Annotated in this window: 14 protein-coding genes, 2 tRNA genes and 1 pseudogene; 11 read left to right on the forward strand and 6 right to left on the reverse strand. The window is 35.4% G+C overall.

Annotated elements, in window-relative coordinates:
- Positions 1-11: 11 nt before the first annotated feature.
- Together AC4FQ5_RS09090 and AC4FQ5_RS09095 are read right to left on the reverse strand one after the other, a co-directional pair.
- Positions 12-770: a response regulator transcription factor gene (locus AC4FQ5_RS09090; protein ID WP_491142637.1), complete on the reverse strand. Its 759-nt coding sequence runs from the start codon at positions 768-770 to the stop codon at positions 12-14.
- A gap of 24 nt (positions 771-794) precedes the next feature.
- The gene (locus AC4FQ5_RS09095; protein WP_491142639.1) at positions 795-1,256 is read right to left on the reverse strand and encodes an ankyrin repeat domain-containing protein; all 462 of its coding nucleotides are present in this window, start codon (positions 1,254-1,256) and stop codon (positions 795-797) included.
- A 153-nt stretch (positions 1,257-1,409) separates the two neighbouring features.
- Between AC4FQ5_RS09095 and AC4FQ5_RS09100 the strand changes: the two genes are divergently transcribed.
- Complete coding sequence (locus AC4FQ5_RS09100; protein WP_491142641.1) at positions 1,410-1,970, forward strand: sugar O-acetyltransferase; 561 nt, start codon at positions 1,410-1,412, stop codon at positions 1,968-1,970.
- A 105-nt stretch (positions 1,971-2,075) separates the two neighbouring features.
- Positions 2,076-2,726 carry a DUF1349 domain-containing protein gene (locus AC4FQ5_RS09105; RefSeq protein WP_491142643.1) on the forward strand — a complete coding sequence of 217 codons (651 nt, stop codon included), beginning with the start codon at positions 2,076-2,078 and terminating at the stop codon, positions 2,724-2,726.
- Between the two features lie 77 nt (positions 2,727-2,803).
- Here AC4FQ5_RS09105 and ligA read toward each other — a convergent pair whose 3' ends face one another.
- Positions 2,804-4,804, reverse strand: a complete 2,001-nt coding sequence (gene ligA, locus AC4FQ5_RS09110) for an NAD-dependent DNA ligase LigA (protein ID WP_491142644.1) — start codon at positions 4,802-4,804, stop codon at positions 2,804-2,806.
- A 232-nt stretch (positions 4,805-5,036) separates the two neighbouring features.
- Here ligA and AC4FQ5_RS09115 point away from each other — a divergent pair, with 232 nt between their 5' ends.
- From AC4FQ5_RS09115 to AC4FQ5_RS09155, 9 genes are all read left to right on the forward strand, one after another.
- A complete protein-coding gene (locus tag AC4FQ5_RS09115; protein WP_491142646.1) occupies positions 5,037-5,783 on the forward strand; it encodes a glycerophosphodiester phosphodiesterase family protein in 747 nt (248 codons plus the stop codon).
- A gap of 270 nt (positions 5,784-6,053) precedes the next feature.
- Positions 6,054-9,029, forward strand: a complete 2,976-nt coding sequence (locus AC4FQ5_RS09120; RefSeq protein ID WP_491142647.1) for a SusC/RagA family TonB-linked outer membrane protein — start codon at positions 6,054-6,056, stop codon at positions 9,027-9,029.
- Between the two features lie 12 nt (positions 9,030-9,041).
- A complete protein-coding gene (locus AC4FQ5_RS09125) occupies positions 9,042-10,493 on the forward strand; it encodes a SusD/RagB family nutrient-binding outer membrane lipoprotein (protein ID WP_491142649.1) in 1,452 nt (483 codons plus the stop codon).
- A 20-nt stretch (positions 10,494-10,513) separates the two neighbouring features.
- Positions 10,514-12,097, forward strand: a complete 1,584-nt coding sequence (locus tag AC4FQ5_RS09130; RefSeq protein ID WP_491142651.1) for a calcineurin-like phosphoesterase C-terminal domain-containing protein — start codon at positions 10,514-10,516, stop codon at positions 12,095-12,097.
- Between the two features lie 162 nt (positions 12,098-12,259).
- Complete coding sequence (locus AC4FQ5_RS09135) at positions 12,260-12,973, forward strand: 3-ketoacyl-ACP reductase (protein ID WP_491142653.1); 714 nt, start codon at positions 12,260-12,262, stop codon at positions 12,971-12,973.
- A 427-nt stretch (positions 12,974-13,400) separates the two neighbouring features.
- On the forward strand, positions 13,401-14,228 hold the full coding sequence (prmA, locus tag AC4FQ5_RS09140) for a 50S ribosomal protein L11 methyltransferase (RefSeq protein ID WP_491142655.1): 828 nt from the start codon (positions 13,401-13,403) through the stop codon (positions 14,226-14,228).
- 16 nt (positions 14,229-14,244) lie between these two features.
- Positions 14,245-15,081 carry an SH3 domain-containing protein gene (locus AC4FQ5_RS09145; protein WP_491142657.1) on the forward strand — a complete coding sequence of 279 codons (837 nt, stop codon included), beginning with the start codon at positions 14,245-14,247 and terminating at the stop codon, positions 15,079-15,081.
- 7 nt (positions 15,082-15,088) lie between these two features.
- A complete protein-coding gene (locus tag AC4FQ5_RS09150) occupies positions 15,089-15,496 on the forward strand; it encodes a hypothetical protein (protein WP_491142658.1) in 408 nt (135 codons plus the stop codon).
- Positions 15,497-15,561: 65 nt separating this feature from the next.
- Positions 15,562-15,702 carry a hypothetical protein gene (locus AC4FQ5_RS09155; protein WP_491142660.1) on the forward strand — a complete coding sequence of 47 codons (141 nt, stop codon included), beginning with the start codon at positions 15,562-15,564 and terminating at the stop codon, positions 15,700-15,702.
- Between the two features lie 33 nt (positions 15,703-15,735).
- Here AC4FQ5_RS09155 and AC4FQ5_RS09160 read toward each other — a convergent pair.
- The 3 genes and pseudogenes from AC4FQ5_RS09160 to AC4FQ5_RS09170 form a co-directional block, all read right to left on the reverse strand.
- Positions 15,736-15,915: pseudogene (locus AC4FQ5_RS09160) on the reverse strand (GIY-YIG nuclease family protein); the annotation flags it as partial.
- A 139-nt stretch (positions 15,916-16,054) separates the two neighbouring features.
- A tRNA-Arg gene (locus AC4FQ5_RS09165) sits at positions 16,055-16,128 on the reverse strand.
- Between the two features lie 32 nt (positions 16,129-16,160).
- Positions 16,161-16,235 (reverse strand) — tRNA-Pro (locus tag AC4FQ5_RS09170).
- Positions 16,236-16,365: the final 130 nt, after the last annotated feature.

Raw genomic sequence — 16,365 nt, forward strand, 5'->3', positions numbered from 1 at the left:
TTTTTAAATGATCAAATCCACTTCAACTTTGCGGCCATTGTACATGCTTCTATTGTGTTTCCCACGCGCATTTTTTCTAAAATATTTTGTCGGTGGCGGTTTACAGTATTGATGCTGATAAATAAAAGTTCGGCAATTTCCTTGCTTCTTTTTCCGGCTTGGATCATTTTTAAAATTTCCTTTTCACGAATGGATAAGAATGCGGAATTTCCGGCTTCTGTCTGATGAATTATTGAGCCATTTGCAGTATTAATGATCATTCCGTGATGGAGTGGTGAATTCAAAAAATCAAAATGATAAAGACAAAGTGCCAATTCTACATTTTTATCATTAGCATTTGTGAAATAAAACATTTTGTGTAAAAGTGCTTTTTGAGTCAGATTATCGGAAATTCTCAATCTGCTCACCACACAATAATCTTTATGCTGCTCAAAAGGAATCGTTTTGATGAATTGGAAAAATTGAAGTTCTACTAAATGTTTCTGCAAAACATCTTCAGGATTTAATTTCGCAAAAAGTTCTTCTTCCCAAATGCTCTCAATCTCCTGAACATTTTTATCCTGAAAAATATTCAATTCGTCTGCCAACTTCCCTGAATAAACATAGCTTTTATTAAACTGAAGGTCGCTTAAGACTGCGATTCCGTTTTCTAATTCAACGAAAGTTTTTGCAATTTGCTGACATTTTTTCAACTGCAAATTTTCAACCTTTGAAGTTGAGAATTTCTGTTGCAAGAGTTTTTCGTTGAGGTCAGATTGGATGGGTTTCATTGGAAAAAAGCAGGTATCATTAGTTTACTTAATCGATTTTTGTTTCTCATGAATATAATTTATTAATTCCTTATTTCCACTTTCCTTTGCTGCTGACAGTACAGTATTTTCTTTTCCGTCGTTTGCATTTACATCAGCACCATTATCTAATAATAGAACTGACATTTCTTTATTTCCTTTTGCAGCAGCATACATCAAAGCTGATGTCTGAAACCCGTCTTTCCAGTTTACATTTACCTTATTCGCAATCAAGATTTTTGCAATATCAAAATTATCATTATTGACAGCGAGTACCAACATATTAACAGTCATCCAAGGTCCTTTTGATTTGACGTAATTCACATCTGCATTATTTTTCAGCAGTTGAATTACCTGTTCTTTATCGTTTTTGATGATAGATTGAAAAAGTTCTTCGTTTAAATTTTGAGCACTACCTAAAAAAGGTAAAAAAATGATTGTGAAGATGGTTAAAAAATATTTTTTCATTTTAAATGTATATAATTAGAATACTTTAAGAGCAATTTACGAATTGTATTAATATGACTGTAATAATAATGAAGTTTAATAATTGGTTATAAATCAGTATTGATTTAGCGGTTTTAAGCTTGTAGATTTGCCCATTATCAAAGTAAAAATACAATGAATAATCTGAACGAAAAAGAAAAGATGCTGAAAGGAGAAATCTACGATGCTACAGATGAACTCTTAATTCAAGAAAGAGAGAAAGCAAAAGATCTCTGTTTTGAGTACAACCATCTCCGACCTTCAATGATCAATGAAAGGAAAGCTTTGATCAAAAAACTCTTCGGAAAAACAACAGAAAACTTTCATATCGAGCAGCCATTTTACTGTGACTATGGTTATAATATTGAGATAGGCGACAACTTCTACACCAACGTGAATGTCGTCATTCTTGATTGTGCGAAAGTGACATTCGGAGACAATGTTTTCATCGCTCCAAATTGTGGATTTTACACAGCCGGACATCCTTTTGACGTCGAGCAACGCAACAAAGCTTTGGAATATGCATACCCAATCACAATTGGAAATAACGTCTGGATCGGAGCTGGTTGTAGCATCCTTCCCGGGGTTTCTATTGGCGATAATACTGTGATAGGAGCGGGAAGTGTGGTGACAAAAGATATTCCTGCAAATGTTTTGGCGGTAGGAAACCCTTGCAAGGTTATTAGGGGAATTTAGAATATTCAAGTTTTAAAAATTCTCGCAGATTGTGCAGATTTAGCGGATTAATATTTTAAAATCTGCTTTATCAGTTCAATCTGCGAGAACAAATAATAATTTAAAATGAAAAAAATAATACTGACATCAATTATAACTTTAAACATACTCCAAGTTGTAAAAGCACAATCTTTACAAAAAATGACTTGGTTCAACGAACCTCAGCAATGGGAAGTAAAAGATAAAAAATTAATAATGAATGTCACGCCCCAAAGCGATTATTGGAGAATTTCGCATTACGGTTTCACAGTAGATGACGCACCGTTTTATTACTCAACTTATGGCGGAGAATTTGAAACCAAAGTGAAAATCACCGGCGATTACAAAGCTCGTTTTGATCAGATGGGACTGATGTTGAGGATCGACGAACAAAACTACATCAAAGCCGGAGTGGAATTCGTAGACGGAAAATTTAATCTGAGTACCGTCGTTACCCACAAAACCAGTGACTGGAGTGTTATTGTTCTGGATAAAACGCCACCTTTTGTCTGGATAAAGGCTATCCGAAGACTAGATGCCGTTGAGATTTTCTATTCATTCGACGATAAGGAATATGTAATGATGAGAAATGCTTATTTGCAGGACAATATACCTGTGAAAGTCGGTTTTATGGCGGCAAGTCCGGATGGAAACGGCTTCAAAGCGATATTTGAAAATTTCTCTGTCAAACATCTTCCGGATCAGCGTCGTCTGGAATGGCTGAAGAAAAATCAATAAAATATCAAAACTACAAAAGTCACAAAAGAAATATTGGAAAAATAGTCAATTCTCTTGTGACTTTTGTGGTTTTGATTCTATCCTATCAAATCCAAAAACTGCTGCTCATCCAGAATCTCAATGGTCCCGATATCCTGTGCTTTTTTCAATTTGCTTCCGGCTTTTTCACCAACGACAAGATAATTCAGGTTTTTGGAGACTGCAGAAATATTTTTCCCGCCGTGTTTTTCCACCATTTCTTCGGCAGATTCTCTTGTAAATAATGAAAGTTTTCCGGTAAAAAGAAAGGTTTTTCCTTCCAAAGCATTCGATAAAACTTCATTGGTATTTTCACCTTTTTCAAGCTGAACACCGTAAGATTTTAATCTTTCCAATATCAGAATATTTTCAGGATTACTGAAGAAATCAACGATGCTCACAGCGATCTTCATCCCAATATCTTCTACCTGACAAAGTTCTTCGGCGGTGGCATTTTTCAAATCGTCGATTGTGTTGAAGTTCTTAACTAATTTCTTGGCAACCGTTTCTCCAACGTGTTTTATTCCGATTCCGAATAAAACTTTTTCAAACGGGATTTCTTTCGATTTTTCTATTCCGTCAATAATATTTTGAGCCGATTTTTCCGCCATTCTATCCAAAGGCAGAATTTGTTCTTTCGTTAAAGTGTAAAAATCTGCCGGATTTTCAATTAGTTTTTCTTTATAAAGCTGCTCGATAGTTTCGCTACCCAGATTATCAATATTTAAAGCCTTTCTGGAAACATAATGAATCATTCTTCCGACAACCTGTGGTGGGCAATGAAGGTCATTCGGACAAAAATGAATCGCCTGATCTTCAATTTTCACCAGTTCAGTTCCGCATTCAGGACAGTTTTTAATGTATTCGACTTCTTTACTTTCAGAACTTCTTTTTTCTGTATTAATGCCGACAATTTTAGGGATAATTTCTCCGCCTTTTTCAACGTAAACAAAATCGTGCTCGTGCAGATCGAGTTTTTTAATGATATCCTCATTGTGAAGTGAAGCACGTTTTACCACTGTTCCGGCTAATAAAACTGGTTTTAAATTCGCAACAGGTGTAATTGCTCCCGTTCTTCCTACCTGGTAAGAAACGCTTTGTAATTCGGTTTCTACTTTTTCGGCTTTAAATTTATAAGCCATCGCCCAACGTGGAGATTTTGCCGTGTAACCAAGTTGTCTTTGTTGTTTTAATGAATTAACTTTCAATACAATTCCGTCGATTTCAAAAGGTAATTTATGACGCTCCTCATCCCAAAAATTAATGAATTCTTTGATTTCATCTAAATCTCTGCAAAGTTTTATCTGCTCCGAGATCGTAAATCCCCAATCCTGCGCTTTGTGAAGCAATTCCCAATGACTTTCTGCCGGAACTTCCGGTGAAACAAACTGGTAAAGAACTGAGGAAAGCCTGCGTTTTCTCACCTCACTGCTGTCCTGCATTTTCAGGCTTCCGCTTGCTGTATTTCGTGGGTTCATAAAAGGATCAAGACCTTCTTCCTCACGCAGTTTATTTATTTTGTCGAAGTTTTTTCTGGTCAGATAAATTTCTCCCCGCATAAAAAACCGTTCCGGAAAATCGCCTTTTAATGTAATAGGAATATCCGAAATTGTACGGACATTCGAAGTAATCTCATCACCCTGAAAACCGTCACCACGGGTAACCGCCTGTGTGAGTTTTCCGTTTTCGTATAAAATAGAAATTGATGCGCCGTCATATTTTAGTTCAGCAACAAATTCTACAGGTTCGTCAATTGTTTTGATAATTCGTTTTTCCCAGTCTGCCAAATCATCAAAATCATAAGAATTATCCAGAGAATACATTCTGAACTGATGCTGAATGGTTGGGAAAATCTTCGTCACGCCGCCACCAACTCGAACTGTGGGAGAATTATCGTCGTGAAATTCCGGATATTTCGCTTCCAGATCCTGGAGTTCTTTTAATAGAAGATCAAATTCCATATCAGAAATACTGGGCTCATCCAAAAGATAATAGTTTTCGTTATGCTGTTGGAGTTCTTTACGGAGTTCTTCTATTTTTTCTTTGATATTCTCGGGCATTTTTTTGTCTTTTGAGCAAAAATACTAAGTCTTTGGCAGATTTTAACCATTAAAAATTAATATTCTATTTAAAGAATGTTCAGCTAATGTTAAAACAAATTCCGATATCTCTGTTTATTTTTGCGGTCACTATTCTGATCGTGTCACAATATTTCTCAGAATAGACAGTCATAAGTTTGTTATCTTTGATTACATATATAGTATTAATTTAAATGTAGAGGATTTTTTAAATATGAAAAAGTTTATCTTAGGGTTTGCCTTTTTAAGCGCAGGAATTATGAATGCACAAACCCAAATTATCGCACACAGAGGCTACTTCCAGACACAGCCTCCCACAACTGAAAATTCGATTAAAGCATTGGAAAATGCCCAGAGCCTTAAAATTTATGGCTCTGAGTTTGACGTGAGAATGACCAAAGATGGTATTCTCGTTATCAATCATGACGAGCACCACGGAAAAATGGAGATTTCAGATTTTGATTTTAAAGAGCTTGAAAAAGTGAAGCTTTCAAACGGAGAAAAGTTTCCGACTTTGAAAGATTATCTGAAACAGGGAAAAAAAGATAAATCTCTGAAGCTGATTGTAGAAATTAAACCTGCAAAAGCTGAGGCTCTGGAAAACGAAATTGTTGAAAAAACAATAAAAATGATCAGAGATATGAAACTTGAGTCTCAAAGTGAGTACATATCATTTAGTCTGAATGTCTGTAAACAGATTAAAAAAATGGCTCCGGAATTTAAAGTTCAGTATCTGAATGGCGAATTATCTCCTCAACAGATAAAGGAGCAAGGTCTGGATGGTATTGACTATCATTATAGTGTTTTTGAGAAAAATCCTACCTGGATTGCAGAGGCAAAAGCTTTGGGACTTATTACCAATTCCTGGACGGTCAATAAACTTGAAGTGTACGAAGAACTGAAAAAACAAGGGATAGGTTTTGTTACCACCAATATTCCGGATCAGTTGAAGAATAAATAACTTAATTAATAATAATTAATAATAGTGTGTATGCCTGATGGATTTTCTATCAGGCATTTTTTTTATGGTTTAAGATCATAAAGTTATGGTCAAAATATTTCATGTATAGCATTAAACTTTATTAATGTATCTAAATGAGTGTATAAGAGGTAAATAGTTTTATTTGTTAAAAGAAATTAATATATCGTTCAAAAATTGTTTAAAATATGTTAAAACGATGTTAAAGACTTACTCATAATGCCTTTATATTTTTGCGCAAACAAATTAGATATGCGCAAGGAGACTCAAAAATTACTTCTATTATCCGTTTTAGGGTTGGTAAGCGTCGATATGGCGGCTCAGCAACAGGTAAAGAAAGATACTGTGAAGAATATTGAAGAGGTTGTTGTTACAGCTCTCGGAATTAAAAGACAAGACAAATCATTAGGTTATGTTGCTGAAAAGGTAGATGGAGAAGAATTTACAAAAACTCAGAATAATAACTGGGCTCAAGCTTTGGAAGGTAAAGTGGCAGGTCTGAAAATTCAAACCGCAGGAGCAGGACCTTTGGGATCTGCAAAAATTACTTTGCGAGGAAGCGCTTCTATGAATTTGGATAATAATCAGGCTTTGATCGTTGTAGATGGAGTTCCTTTGGGAGGAACAAACACCGGAACGGGAAATGCTGCATACGGAGCGGGAACAGGTGGTGATCTTCCTGTAGATTTTGGGAATAATTTCAACAGCATCAATCCTGAAGATATAGAATCTGTTACGGTATTGAAAGGTGCTACTGCAGGAGCTTTGTATGGTTCCAGAGGAATGCACGGTGCTATTATGATTACCACAAAATCCGGTAAATCTAAAAATGGTAAAGTCAATGTAATTTTTAATTCTAATACAAGTTTTGATTCTGTCTTGCATTGGCCAGATTATCAGTATGAATACGGACAGGGAACCTTACAGAAAAATTCTGCAGGTCAGTTTTACTATTCTTATGGAGCTTCTCCGGATGGTGTAAATACAGGTTCTACAAGTAGTGCTTTCGGACCAAAATTTGACGGTCAGTCTTATTTCCAGTACGACCCGACAGTAGAAGGACAAAGTCTTCAAAGACAAGAGTGGAGACCTTACAAAAATAATATAAAAGATTTTTGGGGAGTAGGAACTACTTATGCCAATAATTTATCAATTGAAAGTTCTACAGAAAAAACAGCTTTCAGAGCATCATTAAATTACACAAAAAATAACTGGATGATGCCCAATACTGGCTTCGATAGATTCAGCGGAGCTCTGTCAGTTGATCATCAGGCAAGTGATAAGCTTCGTATTGTAACCAAATTTTCTTACAATAACACGAAAAGTGATAATCTTCCGGCTACAGGATACAACAATCAGTCGATCTCTTATTTCATGATTTTCCAGAATCCGAATGTCGATCTAAATTGGTACAGACCGATCTGGAAGAAAGGGAAAGATCAAATAGATCAGATACATCCGTTCAGTTCTTTTATTGATAATCCGTATTTGATTGCATACGAAATGCTTAATGGCTTAGATAAAAAATTTATTACCGGAAATGTAACTGCCACTTACAAATTTGCCAAAAATTTTGATGTCATGTTGCGTTCGGGGATTGAGCTTACCGATGAACTAAGAACAACAAAAAGACCGTACAGCTCTGCAAACTATCTTCAGGGATATTACAGAGAACAACAAATCAAAAATTCTGAATTCAATACGGATGTTTTATTCAGTTATAAAAATAACTTCGGAAAATTTGGTTTTAATGCATCAGCAGGCGGAAATCTTCGCTACAACGAATATGTATTAAACGATTATCGTGCGACAGGATTGAAAATTCCTGGTTTGTATGAACTTACCAATGCTATTGCTCTTATTACAAAAGTTCCTCAGCCAAGAGATAAAGAAATGAACAGTTTGTACGGTTTAGCATCTTTAAATTACGATAACGTTGTGTTTTTGGATGTTACGGCAAGAAACGACTGGACGAGCGCACTTCCAAAAGCCAACAGGTCGTATTTCTATCCTTCAGTGGCTACATCTCTTTTACTTTCAGATATTTTTAATTTAAAATCAAACAATTTTAACTTCTGGAAAGTCAGAGCTTCATGGTCGATGGTAGGAAGTGATACGGATCCTTATAACTTGTTGCAAACTTACAATACCAGCGATTTTAATAATTCTGCAGAGATTGCCTCAATTTATTTCAACCCAAATCTAAAACCTGAAATGAATACCAATATTGAGGCAGGGATGGATTTTAGTTTTCTTAAAAATAGATTAACATACAATGTTACAGTATATCAAAGTAATACAGATAATCAGATTATCCCTGTTCCAACATTGATAGAAACCGGTTATTCTACGAGAATCATCAATGCCGGCGAAATCAGAAACAGAGGGATCGAAATGACTTTAGGAGCATATCCCATCAAAACTAAGAATTTCTCGTGGAATGTAAATGCCAACTGGTCAATGAACAGAAATAAAATTCTTTCGTTGCCGGGTGAATTTAATGGAGAACCATATACAATGTCATCCGTAGGAGGAGTTGTTTTTTTCAATGCTGTAGTAGGCGGATCTTTAGGAGATATGTATGGAGCAAAATTACAGAGATCTCCGGACGGTCAGGTAATTTATGGTTCGGATGGTTTAACGGCAAAATCTACAAAAATAGAATATGTAGGAAATGCTTACGCCAAATGGAGAGGTGGTTTACAAAATACATTCAGATACAAAAATGTATCGCTCTCATTCAGTATCGATGGTCAGTACGGAGGAATGGTATACTCTCAGTCTCACCACAAAATGTCTGAACAAGGTAAATTGGAGAATACTTTGCCAGGAAGAGACAACCCGAATGGAACTTTCGTTGGTGCAGGTGTTGTACAAAATGCAGACGGTAGTTTTTCTACCAATACAAAAGCAGTTGCGCTTCACACGTATTATGGAGATTATTACAGAAGAGCTAATATAGAAACCAACAGTTTTGATGCAAGTTTTATCAAACTGAGAGAAGCAACAATTACCTATGATTTTCCGCAGGATATTGTGAAGAATCTTAAAATGTCTAATCTGAGCCTTTCTTTATACGGAAGAAACTTGATGATGCTGACTAAGAATTTCCCGCTTTTTGATCCTGAAGCAGCAACACTTAACGATTCTTCTATTACACCGGGAGTTGAGGTTGGTCAATTGCCAACAGCAAGAACGGTTGGTATACAACTGAATGCTAAATTTTAAAAAAGAAAAATTATGAAAAACAAAGTTTCAAAATTCTGTACAGTGCTTTTGGCGGCCGCAATGCTTACCTCTTGCGACAGATCTTTCGAAGAAATAAATACAGACACCAGTAAAATCAATACGCCTACAGCGGGAAGTCTTTTGATGCCGATACAATATAACATGGCAGCAAATGCTTACAACAGAGCCAATAGTTTCACTTTTGATATCATGCAGGTTTCTATCGATTTTCCGAATGAAGGAAACTCACTCAGCAGATATTACATTACAGAATCTACAGGAAATTCTTATTGGAATACTTCTTATAAATGGCTGAGACAAAACAAAGAAATGTATGACTTCGCCATTACACAAGGTGATAAAAATTACCAGGCGATTGCTTTGGTGATGAATGCATGGATGTTTGCAAATCTTACCGATACTTTTGGTGATATTCCGTTCAGCGAAGCCTCTCGTGTGGAAGACGGAATTACCCAGCCGAAATTTGATAAGCAGAAAGATATTTATATAAAACTTCTTGAAGATTTAAAAACTGCAAATTCACTATTTGTAACAACACAAACACTTTCAGATGCAGATCTTTTCTTCGGAGCAAGTGCTTCTGCTACAGGTATTGTTAAATGGAAAAAGTTCTGTAATTCTCTGTCGTTAAGGTTGCTGGGAAGAATTTTAAAGAAAAATGGTGAAATAGATGTCTATGGGAAAATTCAGGAAATAGTTAATAATCCTACAATTTATCCTTTAATGACAAGTAATGCAGATACTGCAGGTTTAGATATTACAGGTGTTGCTCCACTTTTGCCTCCGATTGCAAGACCGCAGGATTTTACAACAGGTAGAGCTGCTGCAGAATTTTTTGTAGAAACACTGAAAAGCAACAACGATCCGAGACTGGCTACTTTCTTTTCTCAGGCTAAAGATATTACCACTCAGGCAAACCTTGGTTATAAAGGTGCTCCTGCAGGTTATGCTCCGGGAACAGCATTTACTTATCAGCCTTCTAATATGAATCAGAATCTGGCTAAAGCGCCGCTTAAAATTCTTATTTATCCTTATGCAGAACTTCAGTTGACTCTTGCGGAATTTGCTCAGAAAGGAATTATCTCAGGAAATGCTCAGACTTTCTATGAAAACGGAGTAAAAGCCGCTGTAGAACAATGGGGTGGAGTAGTTCCTGCCAACTATTTTACTAATCCAAATGTTGCTTACAACGGTACTTTACAACGAATTATGCTTCAGAAATATATTGCTCTTTTCTTTGTAGATCAACAGCAATGGTATGAAAAAAGAAGAACAGGCTTTCCGGTGCTTCCAAACAACGGAGGTTTGTTAAATGATGGTAAATTACCCCAACGTCTAATGTATCCTGTTCAAACCAAGATTCTTAATACAACCAATTATCAGGCGGCAGTGCAGTCGATAGGAGGAGATAATATCAACGTGATCAACTGGTGGAATCAGTAATTAATTTTAAGTTAAAAAAAATGAATATAAAAATAATATTGCCATGTCTGTTAGTTTCAGCGATGGCATTTTCTCAGACCTCGGTTTCAGGATATGTTTTTGAAGACAGCAACAAAAACCAGAAGAAAGAAAGCCGTGAAAAAGGAGTAGAAAACGTAGCAGTTTCCAACGGAGTGCAGGTTGTTTTAACCGACAAAAACGGGAAATACAGCTTACCGATTGTGGAAGATCAGACGATTTTTGTGATCAAGCCTTCAGGTTTTAAATTGGCTTTAAATTCAAATAATCTTCCGCAATATTATTATCAGTACAAGCCAAAAGGTTCACCAACTGATTTTAAATACAAAGGAGTTGCGCCAACAGGAAATCTTGCGAAAGAAGTAAATTTCGCTCTGGAAAAACAGGAAGAAAGCAAAAATTTTGACATCCTGGTTTTCGGAGATCCGCAACCTTATACAGAGAAAGAATTGGATTATTTCAGAAGAGCCATCGTAAACGAAGTAAAAGATACTAAGAAAAACGCAGTTTTTGGTATCAGTTTGGGAGATTTGGTGGGTGATAATCTGAGTCTTCAAAAGCCTTACGCAGATGTAATGAAGGAGATCGGACTTCCTTGGTACAACGTGATGGGAAATCATGATATGAATTATGAAGCGAAAGAAGACCTGCTTTCAGACGAAACTTTTGAATCCAATTTCGGTCCGGCAAACTATTCTTTCAATTACGGAAATGTTCACTTCATGGTTTTAGACGATATTTTATATCCGGATCCGAGAGACGGAAAAGGGTATTGGGGAGGTTTTCGTGAAGATCAGATGAAGTTTATTGAAAATGATTTGAAATTAGTCGATAAAAATAAACTGATCGTAGTTTCTTTCCATATTCCTTTGGATCATAACAACGAAGACAACTTCAGAAATGCAGACCGTCAGAAATTGTTTGATGCACTTTCACCTTTCAAAAATGCTTTATTGCTATCTGCTCACACACATATTCAACAACAGATTTTTTACGGAAAACCACAGGGCTGGAACGGTACAAAAGATCTTCATGAATATAACGTAGGAACCACTTGCGGCGATTGGTGGTCAGGAACTTCAGATGAGATCGGATTGCCGACTTCTACCATGAGAGATGGTACTGCAAAAGGATATTCTTTCATCAGTTTTAATGATAATCAATATAAAGTTAAATACAAAACAGCTGGCAAACCGGAAGGTTATCAGATCAAATTGTACTTGCCAAAAGTCATTCCTTTCCCATCAAAAACCTCAGCAAAAGTTTTGGCAAATTTCTTCATAGGAAGCAAAAAAGACAAAGTAGAATACAGAATAGACGGTGGAAAATGGGAGGAAATGGAATACAACGAAACCATTGACCCGAATTTTGCACAATCTGTTTTCAAATGGGATACAACCCAGGATCTTTTTCCGGGAAGAAGACCTTCAAACCCTGAATTTTCAAAACACATCTGGGTTGGAGGATTTGGAAATAAATTAACTCTCGGTAAACATACAGTTGAGGTGAGAGCTTATGATATGTACGGAAACCAGTTTGCTACTTCAGAAAATTTTGAAGTAAAGGATCGTATCCTTATTCCTTAGTTTCAATTTTTTACTTTAATATATTACTTTCAGAAACCGGCTTATTCGTAAGCCGGTTTTGTTTTAAATAGAATTTTCTGATGAAAGTATTAAGTTAAATCAAAATAATAAACGCTTGTTTAAAAAAATGGTTTCGTAAATTTGTGCCATAAAATTATTTGAATGAACTTACAAGGAAAAAATGCCATCATTACGGGTGGCGGAAGAGGTCTTGGGAAAGCAGTTGCTTTAATCCTTGCCAATGAAGGTGTCAACATCGGTATAACCGGTAGAAACGAGGAAAACCTTAAAATGACCGTTGACGAAATCAAGAAACTGGGTGTCAACTCATCATATGCAGTTTTCAGTATAGATAACGAAATTCACGTAAAAGCAGGAATCGAATCTTTGGCAGAACAGTTAGGAGGAATCGATATTCTAATTAATAATGCAGGAATCGGCGATTTCGGATCGATCGAAGAAATGTCTTCTGAAGTTTGGGAACAGGTCATCAAAACCAATCTTTTCGGAGTTTATTACGCAGCAAAAGCTGTATATCCTTTTCTCAAAGAAAAAGGTGAAGGTGATATTATCAACGTTGCCTCAACTGCAGGTCTGAAAGGCGGTCCGAATATGTCGGCTTATGCGGCATCAAAAGCAGCTGTAGTTTCTTTATCTCAATCGATGATGGCGGAATGGAGAAAGCAAAATATTCGTGTTGTTACTTTAACTCCAAGTACAATTGCTTCAGATATGTCGATTGAAGGTGGTTTGACAGACGGAAATCCCGATAAAGTTCTTCAGCCGGAAGACTTTGCAGAATGGGTAAGAGATATTTTGAAAATGAACAGACGTGCATTGATCGCAAACGGTTCTATTTTCTCTACAAATCCATAGAATAGAAGTTAGAAACTTGATATTAAAATTAGTTTTTACAAGGATAGATATAAGCGGACTTCGGTTCGCTTTTTTTGATGTTTAAATCTTTCATTGTCAGTGAGCAGCGCAATGAAATAATTTCAAATGTTAAATAAATTAAACGTGAAGTTTGTCATTCCGCAGGAATCTAAGCAAAGTTTGTAATATTTTATCTAAAAAAGATTTTGTCTGGATTCCTACAGAATGACAAATGATTGGAAATTAATTTACTTAAAACAAACTTTCTACAAATAAACGTGAAGTTTGTCATTCCGCAGGAATCTCGACAATGAATATGTCAATAAATTAGATTTCTCCGGAATGACACACTAAATGATAGTATAAAGTCTATCAATTTTGTAAACTCTAATTTTTAAATTATCTATTTTTGCAACAAATTATTCACATGCAAAATTATTTAGAATTCGATTTCAAAATTTCTCCGCTTCAGCCTTGGAGTGATATATTAATGGCCGAACTCATAGAAATCGGTTTCGACAGTTTTACAGAAGAAATTCACGGTATTTTAGGCTATATCCAGAAAGATCTTTTCAAAGAAGATGATTTAAAATCTTTACCAATTTTTCAGAATGATGAGGTGGAAATTGAGTACACTTTCACAGAAATGCCCAACATCAACTGGAACGAAGAATGGGAAAAGAATTTTGAGCCGATCAATATTGATGATAAAGTTTTAATCAGAGCAGAATTCCACGAATCTGTTCCCGGAATGCACGAAATTGTCATTCAGCCAAAAATGTCTTTCGGAACTGGTCATCATCCGACAACACATCTGATGATCCAACAAATGATGGATATTGATTTCAACGGAAAAAGAGTTTTGGATATGGGTTGCGGAACTTCGGTATTGGCAATTTATGCAAAGCAGAACGGAGCCGGCGAAACCAAAGCGATCGACATCGACGAATGGTCGGTTGAAAATTCTAAAGAAAATGCAGCAAGAAACAATGTTGAATTGGATATCGAATTGGGAACTGCAGATAATTTAGGAAATGAAAACTACGATATTATTTTGGCAAATATCAACCGAAATATCCTGATTTCAGACATTCCAACCTATGTTTCTGTTTTAAACGATGGCGGAAAATTACTGCTTTCAGGATTATGCTTCTTTGATGTGGACGATATTTTGGAGGTTTGTAAAGAAAATAATTTAGAACTGAAAAAGAAATTGCAGCGTGAAGAATGGGTAAGTCTTTTGCTTGAAAAATAATCACACCAATATTAATATGAAATCTTTTTTAATCACTGTATTTCTATTTGTTCTTCAGCTTTTTTCTGCACAGGAAGAAGTATACGCAAATGGTGTTTTTAGTTTTGAAGAAAACAAGACGCAGAAGATTTTTACCGATCAAACAAGAGTCAGACAGCAACCGAATGTGAATTCTCAGATTTTGGATTCTTTGCAGTCAAATCAGCAGATTCTAATTCTCAAAAAAGATGAAACTATTTTGCAATTAGGTGAAAGAAGTTCAAACTGGTACAAAATATCTTATCAGAGAGAAAATAAAACTTTGGAAGGTTACATTTGGGGTGCAAATCTTTGTATTGGTTACAGAAACAAAAACGGTTACGATTTTCTTTTCGGAATTTCAAAAACGGTCGATAAAAGAGATAAAAAGTTTAATCAAGATTACAAGCAGAATATTGCAAGTGTGAAAGTTGTTGAAGGAAATTCTTTACTCGATGAGGTTTTCTTTGAAACGGGTTCTGGTGAAAGTTTAAGTTATGGAACTTTCAATATCGAAAGCAACCACAAACTTCAGAACGTAGATTTTACTTTAAAAGCTATCGTTTCCGGAGAGGCGTGTGGAATTGCGGGTTATGATCAGTATATTTTATTTAAAGACAAAAAACTGATTGCTCTTCCACAATTGATGAATGTAGGTGATGCCGATGTCTATCATCACAGTGAAGAATTTATTTTTCCAAACGACAAAGGCGGAGTTCCCAATGCTTTTATCTTTAAAATGGAGGAAATGGAAAAAGATGATAATGACAGAGAAAAGGTTAAGCGTTTGTCTAAAACCTATCTTTGGAATGGAAGTGCGTATAAGCTGAAATGACTTAAATATGAAAGCCAGGGTCATTTCTTTATTTTTTATATTACTTCTTATTTCTCTGACTGGATGTGGAAAAACTATAGTAGATTGTGAAAAACCCAATATTCGTATAGAAAATAGATGGTATGCAGAAAATGGAGGAATAGATTATTTGGAAGTAAAAAGTAAAGATCGAATATTTATTTGTGAAACAATCAATAATTTCTCAGAGGGAGAAGATATAATGATCAGTCATAATTATGGATATTTAGAAATATTTTTAAGTGGAAAAAGGATTGACATGATTTTCACATACTCGAACGGCATTGTATATAGAGTTGGAGTTGGTAAATATGTACGCAATGAAGAATTAACAAGAAAAATTTTAAAATTAATGTATATCTCAAAAAGATGTTGGGTTAAAGATTGTGTAAGTTGAAATGATATATTATCGATAAATTTGAAAACCACTGTATATTTACAGTGGTTTTTTATTTTAATAATATGACAAACGGAGAACTTTATGATTTTAAATATACTCTTTCAGATCTTATTTATCCAAGACTGAAAGAGTTTAAAGATACTGTTGATAGTAGAAAAGCACCATCTGTTCCTGATTTTTCGGATGTTGATTTTTTTTTGTGAGCGCGTCAGGATTCGAGCCTGAGACCGTCCCGATTACAAATCGGGATGCTCTATTGAGTCTGATTTTCTAATAGTTTTTTTAATTTTTGATTTACTTTTCCACGATTTAATTTCAATTTCTCTTTTGTAAGCATCAGATTTATTTTGAAAACTTTCGAAGTATATAATTGTCCAATCTTTAGCTCTTGAAGTGAAACCTGTATGATTTGAAAGGTGCTTTCTTAATCATTACTGTAAGTCTTCACAAGAATGTCCGACATAGTATTTATCGATAGATTTTGAATAAAGTATGTAGCAGAAACATATAATTTAATAAAAAAGAGAAACCAAATCTTGATTTCTCTTTTTTTTGTGAGCGCGTCAGGATTCGAACCTGAGACCGTCTGCTTAGAAGGCAGATGCTCTATCCAGCTGAGCTACGCACCCATTGTGTAATTTTGAGAAAATCACCAAAACAGTCGGGGCGGCAGGATTCGAACCTGCGACCTCCTGGTCCCAAACCAGGCGCGATGACCGGACTACGCTACGCCCCGATTAAAGGTCATCTTTTAACAAGATTTACCTTGTTTTTTGTGGGTGCAAAGATAGAGTATTTTTTGTAATTAAAAAATAAAATATAAAATAAGTTTTCATTAATATTTTTTTCTGTAGCTTTAGCTTGTT

This window comes from Chryseobacterium sp. DT-167 (genome assembly GCF_058310155.1).